This is a genomic window from Extensimonas perlucida (genome assembly GCF_007655255.1).
Taxonomy (GTDB): Bacteria; Pseudomonadota; Gammaproteobacteria; order Burkholderiales; family Burkholderiaceae_C; genus Extensimonas; species Extensimonas perlucida.
Map to the genome: position 1 here is coordinate 52,848 of NZ_VMYE01000017.1, position 18,403 is coordinate 71,250.

Annotated in this window: 17 protein-coding genes and 1 pseudogene; 5 read left to right on the forward strand and 13 right to left on the reverse strand. The window is 68.0% G+C overall.

From position 1 onward, the window contains the following. Positions 1 to 138 precede the first annotated feature (138 nt). The 8 genes from FK527_RS13100 to FK527_RS13135 form a co-directional block, all read right to left on the reverse strand. The gene (locus tag FK527_RS13100; protein ID WP_246072807.1) at positions 139 to 513 is read right to left on the reverse strand and encodes a thioredoxin family protein; all 375 of its coding nucleotides are present in this window, start codon (positions 511 to 513) and stop codon (positions 139 to 141) included. 82 nt (positions 514 to 595) lie between these two features. Then, positions 596 to 1,996, reverse strand: coding sequence for a cytochrome c (locus FK527_RS13105; protein WP_144734684.1), 1,401 nt, complete (start codon positions 1,994 to 1,996; stop codon positions 596 to 598). After that, complete coding sequence (locus tag FK527_RS13110) at positions 1,993 to 2,688, reverse strand: c-type cytochrome (RefSeq protein WP_246072809.1); 696 nt, start codon at positions 2,686 to 2,688, stop codon at positions 1,993 to 1,995. The genes FK527_RS13105 and FK527_RS13110 overlap by 4 nt, the downstream gene beginning before the upstream one ends. A 252-nt stretch (positions 2,689 to 2,940) precedes the next feature. Next, positions 2,941 to 3,672 (reverse strand): arsenical resistance protein ArsH, encoded by a 732-nt coding sequence (gene arsH / locus FK527_RS13115; RefSeq protein ID WP_144734746.1) that lies wholly within the window; start codon positions 3,670 to 3,672, stop codon positions 2,941 to 2,943. A gap of 46 nt (positions 3,673 to 3,718) precedes the next feature. After that, positions 3,719 to 4,798 carry an ACR3 family arsenite efflux transporter gene (gene arsB / locus FK527_RS13120; RefSeq protein ID WP_144734690.1) on the reverse strand — a complete coding sequence of 360 codons (1,080 nt, stop codon included), beginning with the start codon at positions 4,796 to 4,798 and terminating at the stop codon, positions 3,719 to 3,721. Continuing rightward, a complete protein-coding gene (locus FK527_RS13125; RefSeq protein ID WP_144734693.1) occupies positions 4,795 to 5,313 on the reverse strand; it encodes an arsenate reductase ArsC in 519 nt (172 codons plus the stop codon). Before FK527_RS13125 ends, arsB begins: the two co-directional genes overlap by 4 nt. A 144-nt stretch (positions 5,314 to 5,457) precedes the next feature. Beyond that, positions 5,458 to 5,814, reverse strand: coding sequence for an ArsR/SmtB family transcription factor (locus tag FK527_RS13130; RefSeq protein WP_144734696.1), 357 nt, complete (start codon positions 5,812 to 5,814; stop codon positions 5,458 to 5,460). A 171-nt stretch (positions 5,815 to 5,985) separates the two neighbouring features. After that, a complete protein-coding gene (locus FK527_RS13135; RefSeq protein WP_144734699.1) occupies positions 5,986 to 7,062 on the reverse strand; it encodes a glycosyltransferase family 4 protein in 1,077 nt (358 codons plus the stop codon). Positions 7,063 to 7,206: 144 nt separating this feature from the next. Between FK527_RS13135 and FK527_RS13140 the strand changes: the two genes are divergently transcribed. Beyond that, complete coding sequence (locus FK527_RS13140; RefSeq protein ID WP_144734702.1) at positions 7,207 to 8,571, forward strand: TrpB-like pyridoxal phosphate-dependent enzyme; 1,365 nt, start codon at positions 7,207 to 7,209, stop codon at positions 8,569 to 8,571. A 444-nt stretch (positions 8,572 to 9,015) separates the two neighbouring features. On the opposite strand, the gene FK527_RS13145 is transcribed toward FK527_RS13140, so the two are convergent. The 4 genes from FK527_RS13145 to FK527_RS13160 form a co-directional block, all read right to left on the reverse strand. After that, a complete protein-coding gene (locus FK527_RS13145) occupies positions 9,016 to 9,753 on the reverse strand; it encodes a sulfite exporter TauE/SafE family protein (protein ID WP_144734749.1) in 738 nt (245 codons plus the stop codon). 177 nt (positions 9,754 to 9,930) lie between these two features. Beyond that, a complete protein-coding gene (locus tag FK527_RS13150) occupies positions 9,931 to 11,739 on the reverse strand; it encodes a ClcB-like voltage-gated chloride channel protein (RefSeq protein ID WP_144734705.1) in 1,809 nt (602 codons plus the stop codon). Between the two features lie 40 nt (positions 11,740 to 11,779). Further along, a complete protein-coding gene (locus tag FK527_RS13155; protein ID WP_144734708.1) occupies positions 11,780 to 12,508 on the reverse strand; it encodes a glutamine amidotransferase in 729 nt (242 codons plus the stop codon). A 94-nt stretch (positions 12,509 to 12,602) separates the two neighbouring features. Further along, positions 12,603 to 14,399: an extracellular solute-binding protein gene (locus tag FK527_RS13160; protein ID WP_144734711.1), complete on the reverse strand. Its 1,797-nt coding sequence runs from the start codon at positions 14,397 to 14,399 to the stop codon at positions 12,603 to 12,605. Positions 14,400 to 14,448: 49 nt separating this feature from the next. On the opposite strand from FK527_RS13160, the gene fabI reads away from it, so the two are divergent. The 3 genes from fabI (at position 14,449) to FK527_RS13175 (ending at position 17,065) form a co-directional block, all read left to right on the forward strand. Continuing rightward, entirely contained in the window at positions 14,449 to 15,240 is a 792-nt protein-coding gene (fabI, locus tag FK527_RS13165) for an enoyl-ACP reductase FabI (RefSeq protein WP_144734715.1), read from the forward strand. Between the two features lie 117 nt (positions 15,241 to 15,357). Continuing rightward, positions 15,358 to 15,951 (forward strand): IMPACT family protein, encoded by a 594-nt coding sequence (locus FK527_RS13170; protein WP_144734718.1) that lies wholly within the window; start codon positions 15,358 to 15,360, stop codon positions 15,949 to 15,951. Positions 15,952 to 16,057: 106 nt separating this feature from the next. Next, on the forward strand, positions 16,058 to 17,065 hold the full coding sequence (locus FK527_RS13175) for a D-2-hydroxyacid dehydrogenase family protein (protein ID WP_144734721.1): 1,008 nt from the start codon (positions 16,058 to 16,060) through the stop codon (positions 17,063 to 17,065). 32 nt (positions 17,066 to 17,097) lie between these two features. Here FK527_RS13175 and FK527_RS13180 read toward each other — a convergent pair whose 3' ends face one another. Then, a complete protein-coding gene (locus FK527_RS13180; protein WP_144734723.1) occupies positions 17,098 to 17,313 on the reverse strand; it encodes a type II toxin-antitoxin system HicB family antitoxin in 216 nt (71 codons plus the stop codon). Positions 17,314 to 17,722: 409 nt separating this feature from the next. On the opposite strand from FK527_RS13180, the pseudogene FK527_RS13185 reads away from it, so the two are divergent. Further along, positions 17,723 to 18,403 (forward strand): annotated as a pseudogene (locus FK527_RS13185) (integrase); the annotation flags it as partial.

An 18,403-nucleotide genomic window follows, 5' to 3' on the forward strand; every position in this document is an offset into this window, starting at 1 on the left:
TCCATGATACCAACGCCACACAGTGTCCTGCCTTTTGCCGCCCCGATGGACGTCCCTGGCGAAAACGCAAAAATCTCAGACAAATGGGACTTTATGGAGATAGTTCGATCACATGGCGCTATTACTACAAGAGCTATCTCAGCCCACACGCGCAGCGCGCACGCGCTCGAACATGGCCTGCGCCTCGGGGCCGGCGCTGGCGCCTGGCTCGTGTGGCAGGCGCGCGAGCAGCTGCGCGAGCGCCCCGGCCTGCGGCAACAGCGGGCCCAAAAAGCGCGCCGTGCGCCCGTCGGCCAGCAGCAGCGTGGGGAAGGTCTCCACGTCCAGGTCATCGACCAGCTCGGCCTCGTCTTCGATGTCCACCCACTCGAAGCGCACCTGCGGGTGCGCACGCGCGAGCGCATCGAACACGCTGCGGTAGCTGCCGCAGGTGCCGCACCAGGCGGCGCACAGGCAAATGGCCCACCAGCCGCGCGCGGGGTCGGTGGTGGCGGGGGTTTCGGTTGCGGACATGCAAAGGCCCATCGAAGAAAGTGGCGGACAAAGCCCCGCGCAGACGTCGAAACGCAGCGCGGCGGCGCGCGGCGCGAGGGAATCAGCGCCGATCTCTGACGTGATAAACGTCTATGTTATCCACCGCCGCGGCATGGTTGCCCCAGGCATTGCGCACGAAGGTGGCGACCGCGGCCACGTCCTCGTCGCCCAGCAGCTGGTGGTAGGGCGGCATGCCGTAGGGGCGCGGGTTGCCTGCGGTGGCGGGGGCGTAGCCGCCTTGCAGGATCATGCGCACGAGGTTCGTCGGCTCGGCCAGCAGCACGGCGCGGTTGCCCGCGAGCGCGGGAAAGGCGCCGCGCTCGCCCTGTCCTTGCGCGCCATGGCACTGCGCGCAGTGGTCGCGGTAAATCTCTGCGCCGCGCTGCATGAGCCTGCGCGGCGGCGCGGGGGCGTCTGGCGTGGGTGGCACGGCGCGCTCGGGCAGCGCTTGCAGGTAGGTGGCGATGGCGTGCGCGTCGGCGTCGCTCAGGTACTGCGTGCTGCGCAACACCACCTCGGCCATGGGGCCGCTGACGCTGGCCTGCGGCGTGGCCGATGCCGCAGGCGGGGCCGACGCTGCGCGCGTGAGGCCCGTGCGCAGCAGCGCGACCACGTCTTCGCGCGGCCAGTGCGCGACGCCGGCCTCGCTCGCCCGGTCGAGTGCGGGCGCGTACCAGTTCTGCGCGGGGATCAGGCCACCGCCGAGCACCCGATCGGCCTGGCTCGCGCCCAGCAGGTTGCGCGGCGTATGGCAGGCACCGCAGTGCGCCAGGCCGTTCACGAGGTAGGCGCCGCGGTTCCACTGCGCGCCGCGCGCGGGGTCGGCATCGGCACCGTCGCCGCGGCCGGGCGTGAAAAACAGCACACGCCAGGCCGCGAGCGCAAGCTGCGTGTCGTAGGGAAAGCGCAGCGCATGCGCACGGTTTTGCTGCGCCACGGGCGGCAGGCTTTGCAGATAGGCGTAGATCGCGTCGGCGTCGGCGCGCGTGACGTGGGTGTAGTCGGGATACGGAAAGGCCGGGTACAGCAATCGCCCATCACGCGCGCGGCCGTGGTGCAGCGCGCGCCAGAAGTCGTCGGCCGTCCAGCGGCCCAGGCCGGTCTGCGCGTCGGGCGTGAGGTTGGGGCCGTAGAGCGTGCCAAAGGGCGTTTCGATGGCCCGTCCGCCCGCGTAGGGTGCGCCGCCGCGCGCGGTGTGGCAGCCCATGCAATTGCCCACGCGCGCGAGGTAGGCGCCGCGCGCGCGCAAGTCGGCCGTGGCTGCGCCAACTGGGGCAGCAACTGGGGCGGGTGCCGAGGCCGCAGAAGCCGCGGTCGGTGCAGCGTCCGCCGCAGCCTGGGCCACACTCGGCCTATCGCCCGCCCCGCCCCCTTCGCCGCGCAGCTCGCGCAGCAGCAACACGCCCGCCGCGCCGGCGAGCACCAGCAGCGCCAGGGCCAGTGTCCAGAACACGCGTTTCATGTGCGCCCCTTCGCGTCGGCAGCGGGCAGCGCGACGCCGCCGCAGCGCAGCGGCAAGGGCGCGGGCAGTTGCGCCGCGGGTTTGCCGCCCGCAGGCACGGGCTGCGCGGCGAGCCAGGCGGAGATCGCGCTGACCTCGTCGGGCGAGAGTTTGCGCGCCACTTCGGCCATGCAGTCGGGCGCCTGCGCGTGGCGCTGGCCGGTCTGCCAGGCGCCGAGCTGGCTGTTGAGGTAGTCGCGCGGCAGCCCGAGCAGGCCGGGAATCGCGGGCGCCACGCCCGTCATGGCGCTGCCGTGGCATTGCACGCACGCGGGCAGGCGGCGCGCCGCGTCACCCTGCTGCACGAGGCGCTGCCCCTGTGCAAGCTGCGCGGGCGCGGCCTGCGGCGCGGGCGGCGGTGGATAGGGCAACTCCAGCGCCGCAAAGTAGGCCGCGATCTCGTGCAGGTAGGCGTCGTTGAGCGTTTCGAGCAGGTGGCTCATGGGCGCGTAATTGCGCCGCCCGTCGCGAAAGTTGAACAACTGGTTCGCCAGATAGCCCGCCGGCTTGCCCGCAATGCGCGGAAAGTAGCCCTCGGGCGTTGCGCGCCCTTCCTTGCCGTGGCACAGCGTGCAGGCACGCACGCGCGGCGCCATGTCGGCGGCCGCAAGCGCTGCGGGCGCTTCGGCTGCGGCTGCGGCTGAGGGGGCCATCGTGCTCGCAGGTGCTGCGGCAACAGTAGCCGCCTGCGCATGCGGCAGCGCTGGACTTTGCGCCAGCGCGAGCACTGGCACCACGCCAAAGATCGCAGCGCCGGCCAGGCGTTTCAGCAAACGCTGTTTTGGTGGGACGGTCATGGCGCGATTTTCGGCCATCCTAAATCCGGCAGTTGCGCGTGCACCCGGCTTGCGCCCGACGCGGAGCTCTGGGCCCCGCGCCTGCCTCCTGAACGAGGCGCCAAGCCTTCACATCCCGCGCAGCTGCATGCGCGCCTCGAGCGCTTCAGCGGTTTCCTTGCGTTCGCTGTAGCGATCGACGAGGTAAGGCGCTATGCCGCGCGTGAGCAAGGTGAACTTCATCAGTTCTTCCATTACGTCGACCACGCGGTCGTAGTAGGGCGAGGGCTTCATGCGGTCGTCGTCGCCGAACTCCTGATAGGCCTTGGCCACGGAAGACTGGTTGGGGATGGTGAGCATGCGCATCCAGCGCCCGAGCACGCGCATCTGGTTCACCGCGTTGAACGATTGCGAGCCGCCGCACACCTGCATCACGGCCAGGGTTTTGCCCTGCGTAGGCCGCACCGCGCCTTCGGCGAGCGGAATCCAGTCGATCTGCGCCTTCATGATGCCGGTCATGGCGCCGTGGCGCTCGGGCGAGCACCAGACCATGCCTTCGGCCCATTGCACCAGGGCGCGCAGCTCGGTCACTTTGGGGTGGCTCGGGGGCGCGTCGTCGGGCAGCGGCAAGCCGCTCGGGTGGAAGATGCGCACCTCGCCCCCCAGGGCCGTGAGCAGCCGCCCCGCCTCCTGCACCAGCAGCCGGCTGAAAGAGCGCGGCCGCACCGAGCCGTAGAGCAGCAAAAAGCGCGGCGCATGCCCAGGCAGCGCCGCAGGCTGCAGGCGCGCCAGGTCGGGGCGTTGGAACAGGTCGGGGCGCAGGTTGGGCAGCTCGCCCAGGTCCTGCAGCGCTTCGTTCATCGGTTCGTTCATCGGTTCATCCGTGGATATTGATTCGGTCATTGCTTTATCCAGCATGCGGCGCGGTGGCCCTGGCCTCGTACCAGCCGCGGCTGCGGTTCACCACGCGCACCACGAGCAGCATCACCGGCACTTCGATCAGCACGCCCACCACCGTGGCCAGGGCCGCGCCCGAGTCCAAGCCGAACAGGCTGATGGCCGTGGCCACGGCGAGCTCGAAGAAGTTGGACGCGCCGATCAGCGCCGACGGGCACGCGATGCTGTGCTGCTCGCCCACGGCGCGGTTGAGCAGGTAGGCCAGCGCGGAATTGAAGAACACCTGGATCAAAATGGGCACGGCCAGCAGCGCGATCACGAGTGGCTGGCGCAAAATGGCCTGGCCCTGGAAGGCGAACAGCAGCACCAGCGTGAGCAGCAGCGCAGCCATGGACCAAGGCCCCATGCGCGCGAGCGCCGCGTCCAGCAGGCCACGTGCCAGCAGGGCGCGGCGCGCGGCCTGCGCGATGGCGAGCGGCAGCACGATATAGAGCAGCACCGACACTAGCAGCGTGCCCCAGGGCACGGCGATGGCCGACACGCCCAGCAAAAAGGCCACCAGCGGGGCAAAGGCCAGCACCATGATGCCGTCGTTGAGCGCCACCTGCGTGAGCGTGAACAGCGGGTCGCCGCCGCTGAGCCGGCTCCACACGAACACCATGGCCGTGCACGGCGCCGCAGCGAGCAGGATCAGGCCTGCGATGTAGCTGTCGATCTGGTCTGCGGGCAGCATGGGCGCGAACAGGTGGCGCAAAAACAGCCAGCCCAGCAAGGCCATGCTGAAGGGCTTGACCAGCCAGTTGACGAACAGCGTCACGCCTATGCCGCGCAAATGCTGGCGCAACTCGCGCAAAGCGGCAAAGTCCACCTTCATGAGCATGGGCACGATCATCACCCAGATCAGCAGGCCCACGGGCAGGTTGACCTGCGCCACCTCGAGACGCGCGAGCGCCTCGAACGCGCCGGGCTGCCACTGCCCCAGCGCGATGCCCACGGCGATGCACACCAGCACCCAGAGCGTGAGGTAGCGCTCGAACACGCCCATGGCGGCCGGCGGCGTGGCCGCGCGCGTTGCGCAGGGCTGGCTCATGCTGCGGCCTCCTGCCCAGGGCCGGTGTGCCCGATGCGGGCTAGCTCGCGCTGCAGCGAGAGCGCGTCGAGCTTGTCGAGCGGCAGGCTCAAAAACAGGGAGATGCGCCGGTTCAGCAGGAGGAAGGCCTCGGCAAAGGCGCGGCGTTTTTCCTCTGCGCTGCCCTCCACCGCCGCCGGGTCGGGGATGCCCCAGTGCGCCGACACGGGCTGGCCCGGCCAGAGCGGGCAGACCTCGCCCGCGGCGTTGTCGCACACGGTGAAGACGAAGTCCAGCAGCGGGGCGCCGGGCTGCGTGAACTCGTCCCAGCTCTTGCTGCGCAGGCCCTGCACCGGCAGGCGCTGGCGCTCGAGCAGCTCGAGCGCGTAGGGGTTGACCTGCCCCGCAGGGTGGCTGCCCGCGCTGTAGGCCCTAAAGCGCCCCTGGCCCAGGTGGTTCAGGATGGCCTCGGCCATGATGCTGCGCGCCGAATTGCCTGTGCAGAGAAACAGCACGTGATAGACCTTGTCGCTCATTGCAAACTCCTTGGGTGGTGGAAAAAGAAAAAGAACGGAGGAAAGAACGCCACAGGAAAACTTCGAAAACGAGAGCTGTCCACGCTTTCTGGGCAAGCACCAGATGCCGATTTGACGGGTAAAAAAACCCCTTGCGCGGCAGGCTCAGACCGTCGCAGGCGCCGTGGCGCAATCGGCGCAGTCCGCCGCGGCGTCCAACTCCGTGCACTGCGCGGGCTGGCCCATGCAGCATTCGGCCGTGAGGTAATGAATCAGCTCCTGCATCAGCGCCAGATTGGCGCGGTAGCGCTGGTAGCGCCCCTCCTGCGCAACGGTCAGCAGCCCGGCCTGCGTCAGCGCCTTGAGGTGGAACGACAGATTGGTCGCGGGCAATTCGAGCGCAGCCGCGATCTCGCCCGCCACGAGCCCCGCCGGTCCCTGGCGCACGAGCAAGCGAAACACGTCCAGACGCACGCCCGAGGCGAGCGATTCGAACACGGTGATGGCAGTGATTTTTTCCATGCGGCAATTATTCAACAATAATTGAATTATTGCAATGACGTACTCACGAGCGCCGTCACCAAGGCTATTTTTCCGATAATTTGCTATCGTTATAGAAGCTATCAGCGCTCAATTTGAAAGCGCAACATGGTCTTTATCGCACTCTGCTTTTGCCATCAAAAAAAGAGCAGTTCACACCTGCGGCCTGCCTTCCACGCCACGCACCGCCCTGCCCTGCGCCGCGGCCGGCAAGGCGTCCGGCACGGCGTCCGGCGCCGCGGGCACCAGCAAATCGAGCAGTTGCTCGGCAATGCCACGCCAGGTGTGAGATTCGACGGCAGCGCGCACCTTGCGGCGGTCGAGCTGCAGGGCGGCCAGGCAGGCCGCGCGCAGGTCCTCCGACAGCACGCCGGTGACGCCCGGCTGCACAACGTTGACCGGGCCCGTGACCGGAAAGGCCGCCACCGGCGTGCCGCAGGCGTTGGCTTCGAGCAACACCAGGCCGAAGGTGTCGGTGCGGCTCGGGAACACGAACACGTCGGCTGCGTCGTAATACGGCGCGAGCGCCTCGTGCGCAATGCCGCCCAGCCAGACCACGTCGGGAAAGCGCGCGCGCAGCCGCCCCAGCGCCGGGCCATCGCCGGCCACGACCTTGGTGCCCGGCAAGTCCAGATCCAGAAAAGCCGCCAGGTTCTTTTCAGGGGCCACGCGGCCCACGTTGAGCCAGATCGGGCGCGGGTAGTGCAGCGCGTCGCGCCGGCCGGGGTGAAAGCGCTCGCCATCGACGCCGCGCGCCCACACCTGCAGGCGCGCAAACCCCGCCGCGGCGAGTTCGTCTGCCATGGCCTGCGTGGGCACAAGGATGCGCTGCGAGGGTTTGTGAAAGTACCGCAGCACCGCGTAGGTGAGCGCCGCCGGGATGCGCATGCGCTCGGCCAGATACTCGGGAAAGCGCGTGTGGTACGAGGTCGTGAAGCGCCAGCCGCGCGCGAGCGCATGCCGGCGCGCGGCCCAGCCCAGCGGCCCCTCGGTGGCGATGTGCAGCGCGTCGGGCGGCGACTCGCCCAGGGCACGCGCCACGACGGAGCGCGCATTCAGCGCCAGGCGCAACTCCGGCTCGGACGGCGCCGGCACCGTGCGCGCCCCCGCGGGTTCGATCACCCGCACCTGATGGCCGAGCGCGCTCAGCTCGCGCACCATGTAAGTCCAGGTATGCACCACGCCATTGACTTGCGGATGCCAGGCGTCGGTCACGAGCACGATTTGCATGGGAATGGGGGTGGGGAAAGCCGGTCTCAGGGGCGGCACTGTGCGCACGCCGCGTGACAAGGCAAAGTCAGTTTTTTCGGCGGATGGGCGGCGCCCGCAGGCAAAATCCGGGGCTCCTACCTTGACCTTCCAGGAGACACGCGCATGAGTTCCGACACCAAATACCTGCTGCAGGAAAGCCAGATGCCCAAGTTCTGGTACAACATCCAGGCCGACCTGCCAGCGCCGCTGCCGCTGGTGCTGCACCCCGTGACCATGCAACCCATCGCGCCCGATGACCTGGCGCCGATCTTCCCCATGAGCCTGATCGAGCAGGAGGTGACCACCGCGCGCGAGGTCGAAATCCCCGAGCCCGTGCGCGAGGTATTCCGCCTGTGGCGCCCCGCGCCGCTGTACCGCGCGCACCGCCTCGAAAAGGCGCTGGGCACGCCCGCCAAAATTTTCTACAAATACGAGGGCGTGAGCCCCGCCGGCAGCCACAAGCCCAACACCGCGATCCCGCAGGCCTGGTACAACGCGCAGGCCGGCGTGCGCCGCCTCACCACCGAAACCGGCGCCGGCCAGTGGGGCACCTCGCTCGCGTTTGCGGGGCAGCTCTTCGGGCTCGACGTGCAGGTGTTCCAGGTGCGCGTGAGCTATGACCAAAAACCCTACCGCCGCGCCGTCATGGAAACCTACGGCGCGCGCTGCATCGCCTCGCCCAGCGCGGAAACCGAATACGGCCGCCGCATCCTGGCCGAGCGGCCCGACCATCCGGGGAGCCTGGGCATCGCCATCAGCGAGGCCGTGGAAATCGCCGCCCAGCGCGACGACACCAAATACGCACTGGGCTCGGTGCTCAACCACGTGCTGCTGCACCAGACCATCATCGGCCTCGAAGCCATGGAGCAGATGCAAATGGCCGACACCTGGCCCGATGTGGTCGTGGCCTGCACCGGCGGCGGCAGCAACTTTGCCGGCATCGCCTTCCCGTTCATAGGCCACGGCTTGCGCGGCGGCCCCAAGCCGCGCATCGTGGCCGTCGAGCCCGCCGCCTGCCCCAGCCTCACACGTGGCAAATACGCCTACGACTACGGCGACACCGCGCGCCTCACGCCGCTGACCAAGATGCACACGCTGGGCAGCACCTTCACCCCGCCGGGCTTTCACGCCGGCGGTCTGCGCTACCACGGCATGGCGCCGCTCGTGAGCCACGTCAAGGAGTTGGGCCTGATGGAAGCCGTGGCCTACACCCAGGTGGACTGCTTTGCCGCGGGCGTGCAGTTCGCGCGCGCCGAAGGCATAGTGCCCGCGCCTGAGGCCAACCACGCCGTCAAGGGCGCAATCGAAGAGGCGCTGCGCTGCAAGCGCGAGGGCAAGGCCGAAACCATCCTCTTCAACCTCAGCGGCCACGGCCACTTCGACATGGCCGCCTACCAGGCTTACTTCGCCGGCCAGCTCAAGGACGAGTCCTACGACGAGCGCGAACTCGCGCAAGCGTTGTCGGGGCTGCCGGCGGTGGAGGCTTGAGCACCCTTCCACCAGTCATTGCGCGGGCCGCAAGGCCCGTGGCAGTCCATTGGCCTTCGAGTCAACACCTGCGCTTGTTGCGCAAGTCATTTTGGATTGCCGCGCCCGGCGGGAAAAGTGCGCACGATTGTTTGAGCGAAGCGCAGCGAGTTTCGCGCGACCCCGCCGGGCGCGAGCACCGCAGGTTGCCCTGACCGCCGCGAGGCGGGCAGGGACGCAGGCAGCAGGGGCGCCTTCTTTTGCTTTTTTCTTGGCGAAAAAAGAAAACACGACTTACGCAAATCGGGCTGAGGCAAGGCGCCCGCCGCATGGCAAAACACTTTGCTGCATCTTTGTTTGCGTAAGTCCAGGAAAAAAGGTGCGCCGCCGAGCGCAACTCCTGGCCCCCTCTGCCCCGTCACCTGCGCCAATCATTGAAATCTGACGGCAATTACCGCTCGCGCCTCACACCGGCTTCAAAAACAACCCCACCGTCAACGCCAACCCGATGCACACGATGGCCACGCGCAGTGCGCGCTCGTTCACGCGCTGCAGCGCCCACGAGCCGATCAGCCCGCCGCCGATCGCGCCTGCGCTCAGCACCAGCGCCTCGCGCCAGTGCAAGTCCGGCGAGGTGACGAACAGCGCCACGGCCGAGGCGTTCATGACGCCGGCCAGCGCGTTCTTGGTGGCGCCGGCGTTGCGCGTGGGCAGGCCCGCCATGGTGAGCGCGGCGATCATCAAAAAGCCGATGCCGCCACCAAAGTAGCCGCCGTAGATGGCGATCAAAAACTGCGCCATGCCCGCGGCCACGGGGCCGATGTGTGTGGCCTGGTCGCCCGTCTTGCGAAAAAAACTCCCCCACGCAAAAACGAGCGTGGCAAACAGCACCAGCCAGGGCACGAGGCGCGCGAACACCGTGGGCGGCGTGTGCAGCAGCAACAACCCGCCCGCCGCCCCGCCCGCGATGCTGATCACGAACAGCGCCCAGAACGGCAGCCGCCCCGCGCCCGTCACGAGCCGCCGCCCCGCCAGCCCCGAGGTGATCTGCCCCGGAAACAGCGCCACCGTCGAAGTGATGTTGGCCGCAAGCGGCGACATGCCCGCGAGCATCAGCGCCGGCAAGGTGATGAAAGAGCCACCGCCCGCGAGGGCGTTTTGCACGCCGGCCCACAGGCCCGCCAGGAAAATCAGGGTCAACAACACAAAATGCTCCACCACGGCGCAGCGCGCGCCGCATGGCGTGTGCCGCAAAGCGCGCAAAAATACCACGGCAAAGCCTGGCCTGCATGGCAGCCCGCGGGGCTTTGCCAGCGCCGGCGGCCCATGCGCCGATCTTCGACAACGCTTTCGACGCCCAAAGTGTCCGCCGACAAGCGCCTACAAGGACTCGCTCAGGCGCACGTAGGTTGCGAGCAGCGTGCTCTTGTCCGCGGCGCCGAGCAGTACCGGGTCTTGCGCGGAGCGGATCACGGGCAGGCGCTCGCCGTGGTGTTCCATGAAGCGCTGCAGCGCCTGGCCCAATTGCATGTCTTGCGTGAGCGGGCGCAGCTCCTGCGTCATGAGGTCGGCGGCGCGGGGCGGGAGCGCGGGCAGCGCGGGCGATCCGGACGATGCGGGTGACGGCGGCTGGGCGCGCGCGGTGTGCGCGCTCAAGGCGGGCAGCGGCACCACGCCCAGGAAGCGCTGCTGCGCATCGACCACGTAGAGGTATTTGACGCGGTGCTGCAAAAACAAGCGACTCATGGCCTCCAGGTCGGCGTCGGGGGGCACCACGGTTTCGGTGGGCTGCACCAGGTCGCGCATTTGCAGCTGGGCGAGGCGCAGTTTTTCGTCGCCGTGCTCGCGGCGCTTGATGGTGATCTCGTACATCGAGCCGGCACCGATCGAGCGCGCCACGAAGTAGGCGACCACGCTGCAGGCCATCAGCGGCAGCATGACTTCGTAGCGCAAGGTCATCTCGAAGATCATCAGGATGGCCATCAGCGGCGCCTGCGTGGCCGCGGCGAGAAAGGCGCCCATACCCGTGACCGCGTAGGCCACGGGCGCGGCCGAGGCGGCGGGCCACAAGGCGTGCACGCCCAGGCCGAACAGCTCACCCACGAAGCAGCCGCAAAACAGCGCGGGCGTGAACACGCCGCCCACCGCGCCCGAGCCCACGGTGGCAAAAGTCGCCACCATCTTCGCGGCGAGCAGCAAAAGCAGCCAGCTCCAGCCCATACTGTCGCCCTGTTGCAACACCTGGTTGACCACGCTGTAGCCGTTGCCCCAAACCTGCGGCAGCCAGATCGAAATCAGCCCCACCACCAGCCCCCCGAGCGCGAGCCGCAGCGGCAGCGGCGGCGCCAGGCGCGCGAACAGCCGCTTGCTGCGGTTCATGCCCTGCAAGAACAGCGCCGCACCACCGCCCATGAAGAGGCCCAGCAACGCGAACAGCGCCACCTCGGGCCCGGTGACTTCGGCAAATGCGGGCAGGATGTAGGGCGGTGCGCCCAGGCCGAAGCGCTGCATGGTGATGTGCGCGCAGACCGAGGCGATCAAAATCGGCCCCACACTTTCCATGGCGATCGAGCCGAGCACGATTTCGGCGATGAAAAACGCCGCCGCGATGGGCGCGTTGTACGCCGCGGTGACGCCTGCCGCTGCCCCGCAGGCCACGAGCAGGCGCAGCCGTTCGACGGGAAAGCGCAGCCGCTGCCCGAGCATGGACGCACACAGCGCCGCGAGCTGCACCATGGAGCCTTCGCGCCCGATCGAGCCGCCGCTGGCGATCGAGAGCAGCGAAGAGGTACTGCGCACCAGCGTCTGCGCCGCGGGGATGCGCCCGTCGCCCAGCACCACGGCTTCCATGTAGTCGGACGCTTCGTTGTGCGGCCCGCCTTGCCGCGCGTTTCGTTGCGCGAGGCGCCGCGCGAGCACCAGCAGCAGCCCGGCCAGCAGGCCGCCCACCACGGGGCTCAGCAGGCGCGCCCACCAGGGCAGGCTTTGCGCGATAGCCACCAGGCTGCCGCCGCGGCCCAGCACCAGACGGTCGAGCCCGTCGAGCAGCGCGCGGAACGCGAGCGTCGCCAGCGCACCCAGAAAACCGGCCACCATCGCCCACAGCAACGTGCCTTGCCACGCTGAAATGCGCAGCAACCGCTGCCAGAACAGGCGCCGGGCGAGGCGGCGCGTGAAGGAGGTGCTCATGGCAACAAACGCTCTTTGACAGCGGCAGGCCAGCGCCGGCTCACCGCACCGTGCCCGCAGCGCAGGCCTCGAGCCCGTCGAGCCAGCGGCCCATCACCTGCTGCGCCGCCTGCGCCAATGCCGGTGCGCAACGCTCGCCGTCGGCGCGCAGGCTACGCGGGTCTATGCCGGCCTGCGCGAGCTCGCAGCAGTGGCCCACGAGCCAGCGCTCGAAATTGCGCCCGTCCAGCTCGAGGTGAAACTGCAGGCCCAGCACCGCCGGGCCGCGCGCAAAGGCCTGCTGTGCACACTGCCCCGTGCCCGCCAGCAGCTGCGCCCCCGCGGGCAGGTCGAAGCGGTCGCCATGCCAATGCAGCACCGGCACACCCGCCAGTGGGGCCAGCACCGAATCGCGGCCGGCTTCGGTCAGCGTCAGCGCGCCAAAGCCGATCTCCTTGCTGCCCATGGACGCCACCCGCGCGCCCAGCGCACGCGCCATCAGCTGCGCCCCGAGGCAGATGCCCAGCAGCGGCCGGCCTTGCGCCAGGCGCTGCGCAATCAGGCGCTGCTCGGCGGCGAGGAAGGGGTACAGCGCTTCATCGCAGGCGCTCAGCGGGCCACCCAGCACGACGAGCAGGTCCGCCGCACTGGCATCGGCCACCGCATCGGCACCCAGCGCGTCCACGGTGGGGTCGAGGTAGCGCACCTGGTAGCCGCGCGCCTGCAGCAGCGGCTCCAGCGTGCCGAGGTCTTCAAAATGGACGTGGCGCAGGGCCAGGGCGGTTTTCATGGGTGTGCTTTCACGAAGGAGGACATTGATGCGCGGCTGACAGCACCGGTGCCGGCGCGATCCGCCAGCGCAGACCGCATGCGGGGCCAGCAACTCACCGCCCCGCCTCCCTGGCCCACCAGGTGTCCATGACCCAGGTTTCGCCTGGAGAATACGGCGGCACCTGCGCGGGGCGCGCGAGGCGCCAGGCGTTGTAGGCCATGCGGTGCGTGCTCGCGCTCCACTGCGGGATCAGATAGTGGCTGTGCATGACGATGCGGTCGAGCGCGTGGCAGGCGGGCAGCAGCTCGGCCTGCGTTTTGGCGGCGGTCATGGCGTGGATCATGGCATCGACGGCGGGGTTTTTGACGCCGGCAAAATTGCCCGAATCTTCGGTGTCGGCGGCCTTGCTGCCAAACAGGTCGGCAAACTCCTGACCCGGGTTGTGCGTGCCCTGGAAGGCGAGCGAGGTGATGTCGAAGTCGAACTTTTGCAGCCGCTGCTGGTACAGCGCAAAGTCCACCGCGCGAAAGCGCAACGTGATGCCGAGCTTTTCGAGGTTGCGTATCCAGGGCGCCACTACGCGCATGCTGCCCTCGCCGCTGTCGAGGTATTCGAGCTCCATGGCCTGCCCCGCGGCGTTGCGCAGCACGCCGCCCTGCACCACCCAGCCAGCCTCTTGCAGCAGCGCCTGCGCCCGGCGCAGGTTGGCGCGCAGCGAGTGGCCGTCGTCGGTGCGCGGCGGCTCATACATGGGGCCGAAAGCCGCCGGTGGAATGGCGCTGCGCCAGGGCTCCATGAGCGCGAGCTCTGGCGCGCTGGGCAGGCCGTGCGTCTCGCACGCGGTGTTGCCGAACAGGCCGCGCACGCGCTGGTAGGCGCCGTAAAAGAGCTGGCGGTTCATCCACTCGAAGTCGAGCGCCAGCCCCAGCGCCGCGCGCACACGCCGGTCCTGCAGCAGCGGGCGGCGCGTGTTGAGCACGTAACTCTGAAAGCCCGAGGGCAGCTTGTGCGCGAATTCGCCCTTGACCAGCTCGCCCGTCGCAAAGCGCTTGCCGTTCACGCGCCGCGCCCAGTCGCCCGCGCTGAAAAAGCGCATCAAATCGAACTCGCCCGCCTTGAGCGCCTCGAGCCGCGCGGTGTTGTCCTTGTAGATCTTGACCTGGATGCGGTCGAAATTGGCCGTGCCGCGGCGCACGTTGAGGTCGCGCGCCCAATAGTTCGGGTCACGCACGTAGCTGATGTCCTTGCCGAAGCGCACCGGGCCGATGCGGTACGGGCCGCTGCCTATGGGCGTGTCCATCACCACCTGGTCGAAGGGCTTGCCCGCGCCCCAGTCGCGGCTGAATACGGGCAGGCCGCCGACGATGAGCGGCAGCTCGCGGTTGGGTTTTTTGAAGTGGTAGCGCAGCGTGCGTTCATCGAGCACCTCGACGCCGGCCACATCGATCAGCAAGGTTTTGTAGGCGGGCGAGGTGTAGGGGCCGACGAGCGTGTCGAAGCTGTATTTGACGTCCTGCGCAAGCACGGGCTTGCCGTTGTGAAAGCGCGCCTCGGGCCGCAGGCGGAAGGTGGCCGAGAGCCCGTCGGGCGCCACATCCACATCCTGCGCGAGCAGCCCGTAGCCCGTGGCGGTTTCGTCGAGCGCGCCCACGAGCAGCGTGTCGAACATGAGCTCGGAAAGATACGCGGGCGCGCTGCCCTTGATGGTGAACGGGTTGTATTTGTCGAACGTGGAAGCGCGCGAATTGCTCACCAGGCGCAGCTCGCCGCCCTTGGGCGCGGCGGGGTTCACATAGTCGAAATGCGCAAAGCCCGCGGGGTAGCGCGGCTGCCCCCAAAGCGCGTAGGCGTGCGCTGCCCACGCCGGCACGGCGCACGCCCAGAGCAAAAAGACCAACCAAGACCGCATGCGACAATTCTGCACGACTTGAATACCGTCCCCACAAAGGAGAACAAACATGGGTTTTCTGACCGGCAAGAAGCTGCTCATCACGGGCGTGCTGTCCAACCGCTCCATCGCCTACGGCATTGCCCGCGCCTGCCATGCGCAGGGGGCCGAACTCGCGTTCAGCTACGTCGGCGAGCGCTTCAAAGACCGCATCACCGAATTTGCCGCGGAGTTCGGCTCCACGCTGGTGTTCGATTGCGACGTGGCGAGCGACGAGCAGATCGAGCGCCTGTTTCGTGACCTCTCGCAGGTCTGGCCAAAGTTCGACGGCTTCGTGCACAGCATTGGCTTTGCGCCGCGCGAAGCGATCGCGGGCGACTTTCTCGAGGGCCTCTCGCGCGAGGCCTTCCATACTGCGCACGACATCAGCGCCTACAGCTTCCCGGCCATGGCCAAGGCCGCGCTGCCCTACCTGAACGACAAGGCCGCGCTGCTCACGCTGTCGTACCTGGGCGCGCTGCGCACCATCCCTAACTACAACACCATGGGCCTGGCCAAGGCCAGCCTCGAGGCCAGCGTGCGCTACCTGGCCGAATCGCTGGGGCCGCGCGGCATGCGCGTGAACGCCATCAGCGCCGGCCCCATCAAGACGCTGGCCGCAAGCGGCATCAAGGACTTCGGCAAGCTGCTGGCCGTGGTCGCCAACGCCGCGCCGCTGCGGCGCAACGTCACCATAGACGACGTGGGCAAGGTCGCGGCCTTTTTGCTCTCGGACCTCGCGAGTGGCGTCACGGCCGAGGTCACATACGTCGATGGCGGCTTCAGCCAGACTGCGGGCCTGAGCCGCGACATGGTCGAATGAGGCTTTGTCCATCCGGAACCTGAAGCCAAATCGGCCCCCAGCGCTTTATGAACAAGCGCTAGCAGCTATCTTTTAAGAAGTAAAGCGCTTTGGCTTGGCGCTATTACGGTAGGGAACATGCCCCAAACCCTGGCCGCCCCGGCGCACAGCGAGCTGCTCATCAAAAAAAGCCGCTTCATCGGCTGCGTGCAGCCCATGAGCGACCGCGCCAGCGCGCAGGCCGTGGTCGATGCGCTGTGGCGTGAGCATCCGGGCGCCGCGCATGTCTGCTGGGCGCTGCTGGCCGGCGGCCACTCAGCCGCGGTCGATGACGGCGAGCCCGGCGGCACTGCGGGCCGGCCCATGCTCGAAGTGCTGCGTCACCAGGACCTCGACGGCGTGCTCGCCACCGTGGTGCGCTACTTCGGCGGCGTCAAGCTCGGCGCGGGCGGCCTCGTGCGCGCCTACACCGACACCGTGGCGCAGGCGCTGCGCACGGCCACCAAGGTGCCGCTGCAGCGCCTGCAGACTTTGCAATGCGAGCTGCCCTACGCGCTCGAAGGTCTGACGCGCCGCGAGGCCGCTCAGGTCGGTGCCGAGCTGCTGGCCGTGCAGCACGGCACGCTGGTCACACTGCGGCTGCGCCTGCCCGAGGCACAAGCCACGGCCTTCGTGCAGCACCTGAGCGAGCTCGGCCAGGGCCGCATCGGCTGGCAGGAAGTGCGCGATTGAACGGCAATCAATTCGGGATTCGGGACGACCGCGCGGCGGCTGCGCGCGCCACGGCCTGACACGTTTCGACGCCGGTCACACCAGCCCGCCAAGGCACAATGGCGGCATGAACATCGTGATCCTCGACGATTACCAGGACGCCGTGCGCAAGCTGCGCTGCGCGAGCATGCTCGACCCGTACACCGCCAAGGTCTATACCAACAACGTCAAGGGCATAGGGCAGCTGGCCGTGCGTCTGCGCGACGCTGACATCATCGTGCTGATCCACGAACGCACGCAGATCACGCGCCAGCTCGTCGAAAAGCTGCCGCGCCTCAAGCTCATCGCACAGGCTGGCCGTGTGGGCGAGCACATCGACGTGGCCGCCTGCACCGAGCGCGGCATCGCCGTGGCCGACGGCGTGAGCTCCCCCGTGGCGCCGGCCGAGCTCACCTGGGCACTCATCATGGCCGCGATGCGCCGGCTGCCGCAATACATCGCCAACCTCAAGCACGGCGCATGGCAGCAATCGGGCCTCAAGACGACCTCGATGCCGCCCAATTTCGGCTTGGGGCTGGTGCTGCGCGGCAAGATGCTGGGCATCTGGGGCTACGGCCAGGTCGGCCGGCTCGTCGCGGGCTACGGCCGCGCCTTCGGCATGAACGTGAGCATCTGGGGGCCTGAGGCCGAGCGCGCGCAGGCCCTGGCCGACGGCTACCAAGCCGCGAGCAGCCGCGCCGAATTTCTCGCGCAGTGCGACGTGCTCTCGCTGCACCTGCGCCTGGCCGACGCCACACGCGGCCTGCTCGCGCTCGAAGACCTCTCGTGCATGAAGCCCACGGCACTGCTCGTGAACACCGCGCACGCGGCACTGATCGAGCCTGACGCGCTGCTCGCCGCGCTCAACCGCGGCCGCCCCGGCATGGCCGCGATAGACGTGTTCGAAAGCGAACCCATCCTGCAGGGCCACGCGCTGCTGCGCCTGGAAAACTGCATCTGCACGCCGCATATCGGCTACGTGGAGCAAGACAGCTACGAGCTCTGCTTCAGCGCCGCCTTCGACAACGTGGTGAACTTCATCCAGGGCAAGCCCAGCAACATCATCAACCCCGAGGCGCTGCAGGTGCGGCGCTGAAGGGCCGCGGGGTTTGGGTACCTGAAACCATCTCAGGCTGCCGTAACCTCCAGATATTCGACGATGCTCGCTGGCGATGGGACGGGCAAACCATCCTCGATGAGTCCTCGAATATGAAACGCAATGGCTGCGCGAATTTCATTTTCTGCTTCTTCGAGGGTATGTCCCGTAGCCACACAGCCCGGCAAGTCGGGCACGTAAGCGGAATAGTTGTTTTCCGTTTTTTCGACAACGATGGCGTAACGCATGGGCTACTCCTTCAGTCCTGCTTGTTTGATGATGCTGTTCAACCCAGGTTGTCCATTAGGCGGTGCTGCGCACCTACGCGGGCGCTGGCGGACGTCTGCCGGTCATTTTGGCCGCGGCTTCGGCGTCCATGGCACCGGCCATGGACTTCTCACCCGCGACCAAACTGCCTCGCCAGCCGCCTCGCCATCATCCCACGTCCTAATGGACAATCTGGGTTCAAAGTGCCCGGCGCGAGATCGTCGCTCGGTTTCCCTGCCACAGTCTTATCCAACGAGGTATGAGCCTGAAGCCCGCCCCGTGATTCCAAGGAAGAATGAGCCTGAAGGCAGGCCAGGGAGAAGCGACACAAGCGGCTGATAGGCAGCAGCTTAGGTGCAACGGGTCGATCATCAAGCAATGGTGATCGACATGAACGAAACACAAGTGCGCAGCCTCGAGCAAGTGCGCCAAGTACTCCAAGGCACGCAAGCGCTGCAGCTGAGCTTCGCGCAACCCGAGGAACGCTACGCCTGGATCGCGCAAGTGCTGCAGCGCCTTGGCTACCGGCGCCTGGGACGCAGCGACCGCGGCACAGTGCTGGCGTACCTGCAGCGCCTGAGCGGCTACAGCCGCGCCCAGGTCACCCGAGTGGTTGCGCGCTGGAAGTCCGGCCAGCCCCTGGTAAAAAACTACCGCGCACCCGAGCACGCCTTTGCGCGCCGCTACAGCAGCGCCGACATTGCACTGCTGGCGCAAGTAGACCAAGCCATGGGCACCCTCTCGGGGCCGGCCACCGCATGCGTGCTGCGTCGCCAGCGCGACCTCTTCAACGACAACCGCTTCGAGCGCCTGGGCTCCCTATCGGTGTCTCACCTGTATAACCTGCGCGCCAGCGCCGGCTACCGCGCGCAGCGCGTCACCGTCACCAAAACCCGTGGGGGCAAAGCCCCCACCATAGGCGTGCGCCGCGCACCTGCGCCCCAGGGGCGTGCGGGCTTCATCCGCATCGACAGCGTGCACCAGGGCGACCAGGACGGCACCAAGGGGCTGTACCACATCAACGCGGTGGACTGCGTCACGCAGTGGCAGGTGGTGGCCAGCGTGCAGACC

Excerpts from the sequence above, each read along its gene's own strand:
- FK527_RS13100 (WP_246072807.1), bottom strand. The coding sequence starts at position 513 with ATGTCCGCAACCGAAACCCCCGCCACCACCGACCCCGCGCGCGGCTGG.
- FK527_RS13105 (WP_144734684.1), bottom strand. The coding sequence starts at position 1,996 with ATGAAACGCGTGTTCTGGACACTGGCCCTGGCGCTGCTGGTGCTCGCC.
- FK527_RS13110 (WP_246072809.1), bottom strand. The coding sequence starts at position 2,688 with ATGGCCCCCTCAGCCGCAGCCGCAGCCGAAGCGCCCGCAGCGCTTGCG.
- arsH (WP_144734746.1), bottom strand. The coding sequence starts at position 3,672 with ATGAACGAAGCGCTGCAGGACCTGGGCGAGCTGCCCAACCTGCGCCCC.
- arsB (WP_144734690.1), bottom strand. The coding sequence starts at position 4,798 with ATGAGCCAGCCCTGCGCAACGCGCGCGGCCACGCCGCCGGCCGCCATG.
- FK527_RS13125 (WP_144734693.1), bottom strand. The coding sequence starts at position 5,313 with ATGAGCGACAAGGTCTATCACGTGCTGTTTCTCTGCACAGGCAATTCG.
- FK527_RS13130 (WP_144734696.1), bottom strand. The coding sequence starts at position 5,814 with ATGGAAAAAATCACTGCCATCACCGTGTTCGAATCGCTCGCCTCGGGC.
- FK527_RS13135 (WP_144734699.1), bottom strand. The coding sequence starts at position 7,062 with ATGCAAATCGTGCTCGTGACCGACGCCTGGCATCCGCAAGTCAATGGC.
- FK527_RS13140 (WP_144734702.1), top strand. The coding sequence starts at position 7,207 with ATGAGTTCCGACACCAAATACCTGCTGCAGGAAAGCCAGATGCCCAAG.
- FK527_RS13150 (WP_144734705.1), bottom strand. The coding sequence starts at position 11,739 with ATGAGCACCTCCTTCACGCGCCGCCTCGCCCGGCGCCTGTTCTGGCAG.
- FK527_RS13155 (WP_144734708.1), bottom strand. The coding sequence starts at position 12,508 with ATGAAAACCGCCCTGGCCCTGCGCCACGTCCATTTTGAAGACCTCGGC.
- FK527_RS13160 (WP_144734711.1), bottom strand. The coding sequence starts at position 14,399 with ATGCGGTCTTGGTTGGTCTTTTTGCTCTGGGCGTGCGCCGTGCCGGCG.
- fabI (WP_144734715.1), top strand. The coding sequence starts at position 14,449 with ATGGGTTTTCTGACCGGCAAGAAGCTGCTCATCACGGGCGTGCTGTCC.
- FK527_RS13170 (WP_144734718.1), top strand. The coding sequence starts at position 15,358 with ATGCCCCAAACCCTGGCCGCCCCGGCGCACAGCGAGCTGCTCATCAAA.
- FK527_RS13175 (WP_144734721.1), top strand. The coding sequence starts at position 16,058 with ATGAACATCGTGATCCTCGACGATTACCAGGACGCCGTGCGCAAGCTG.
- FK527_RS13180 (WP_144734723.1), bottom strand. The coding sequence starts at position 17,313 with ATGCGTTACGCCATCGTTGTCGAAAAAACGGAAAACAACTATTCCGCT.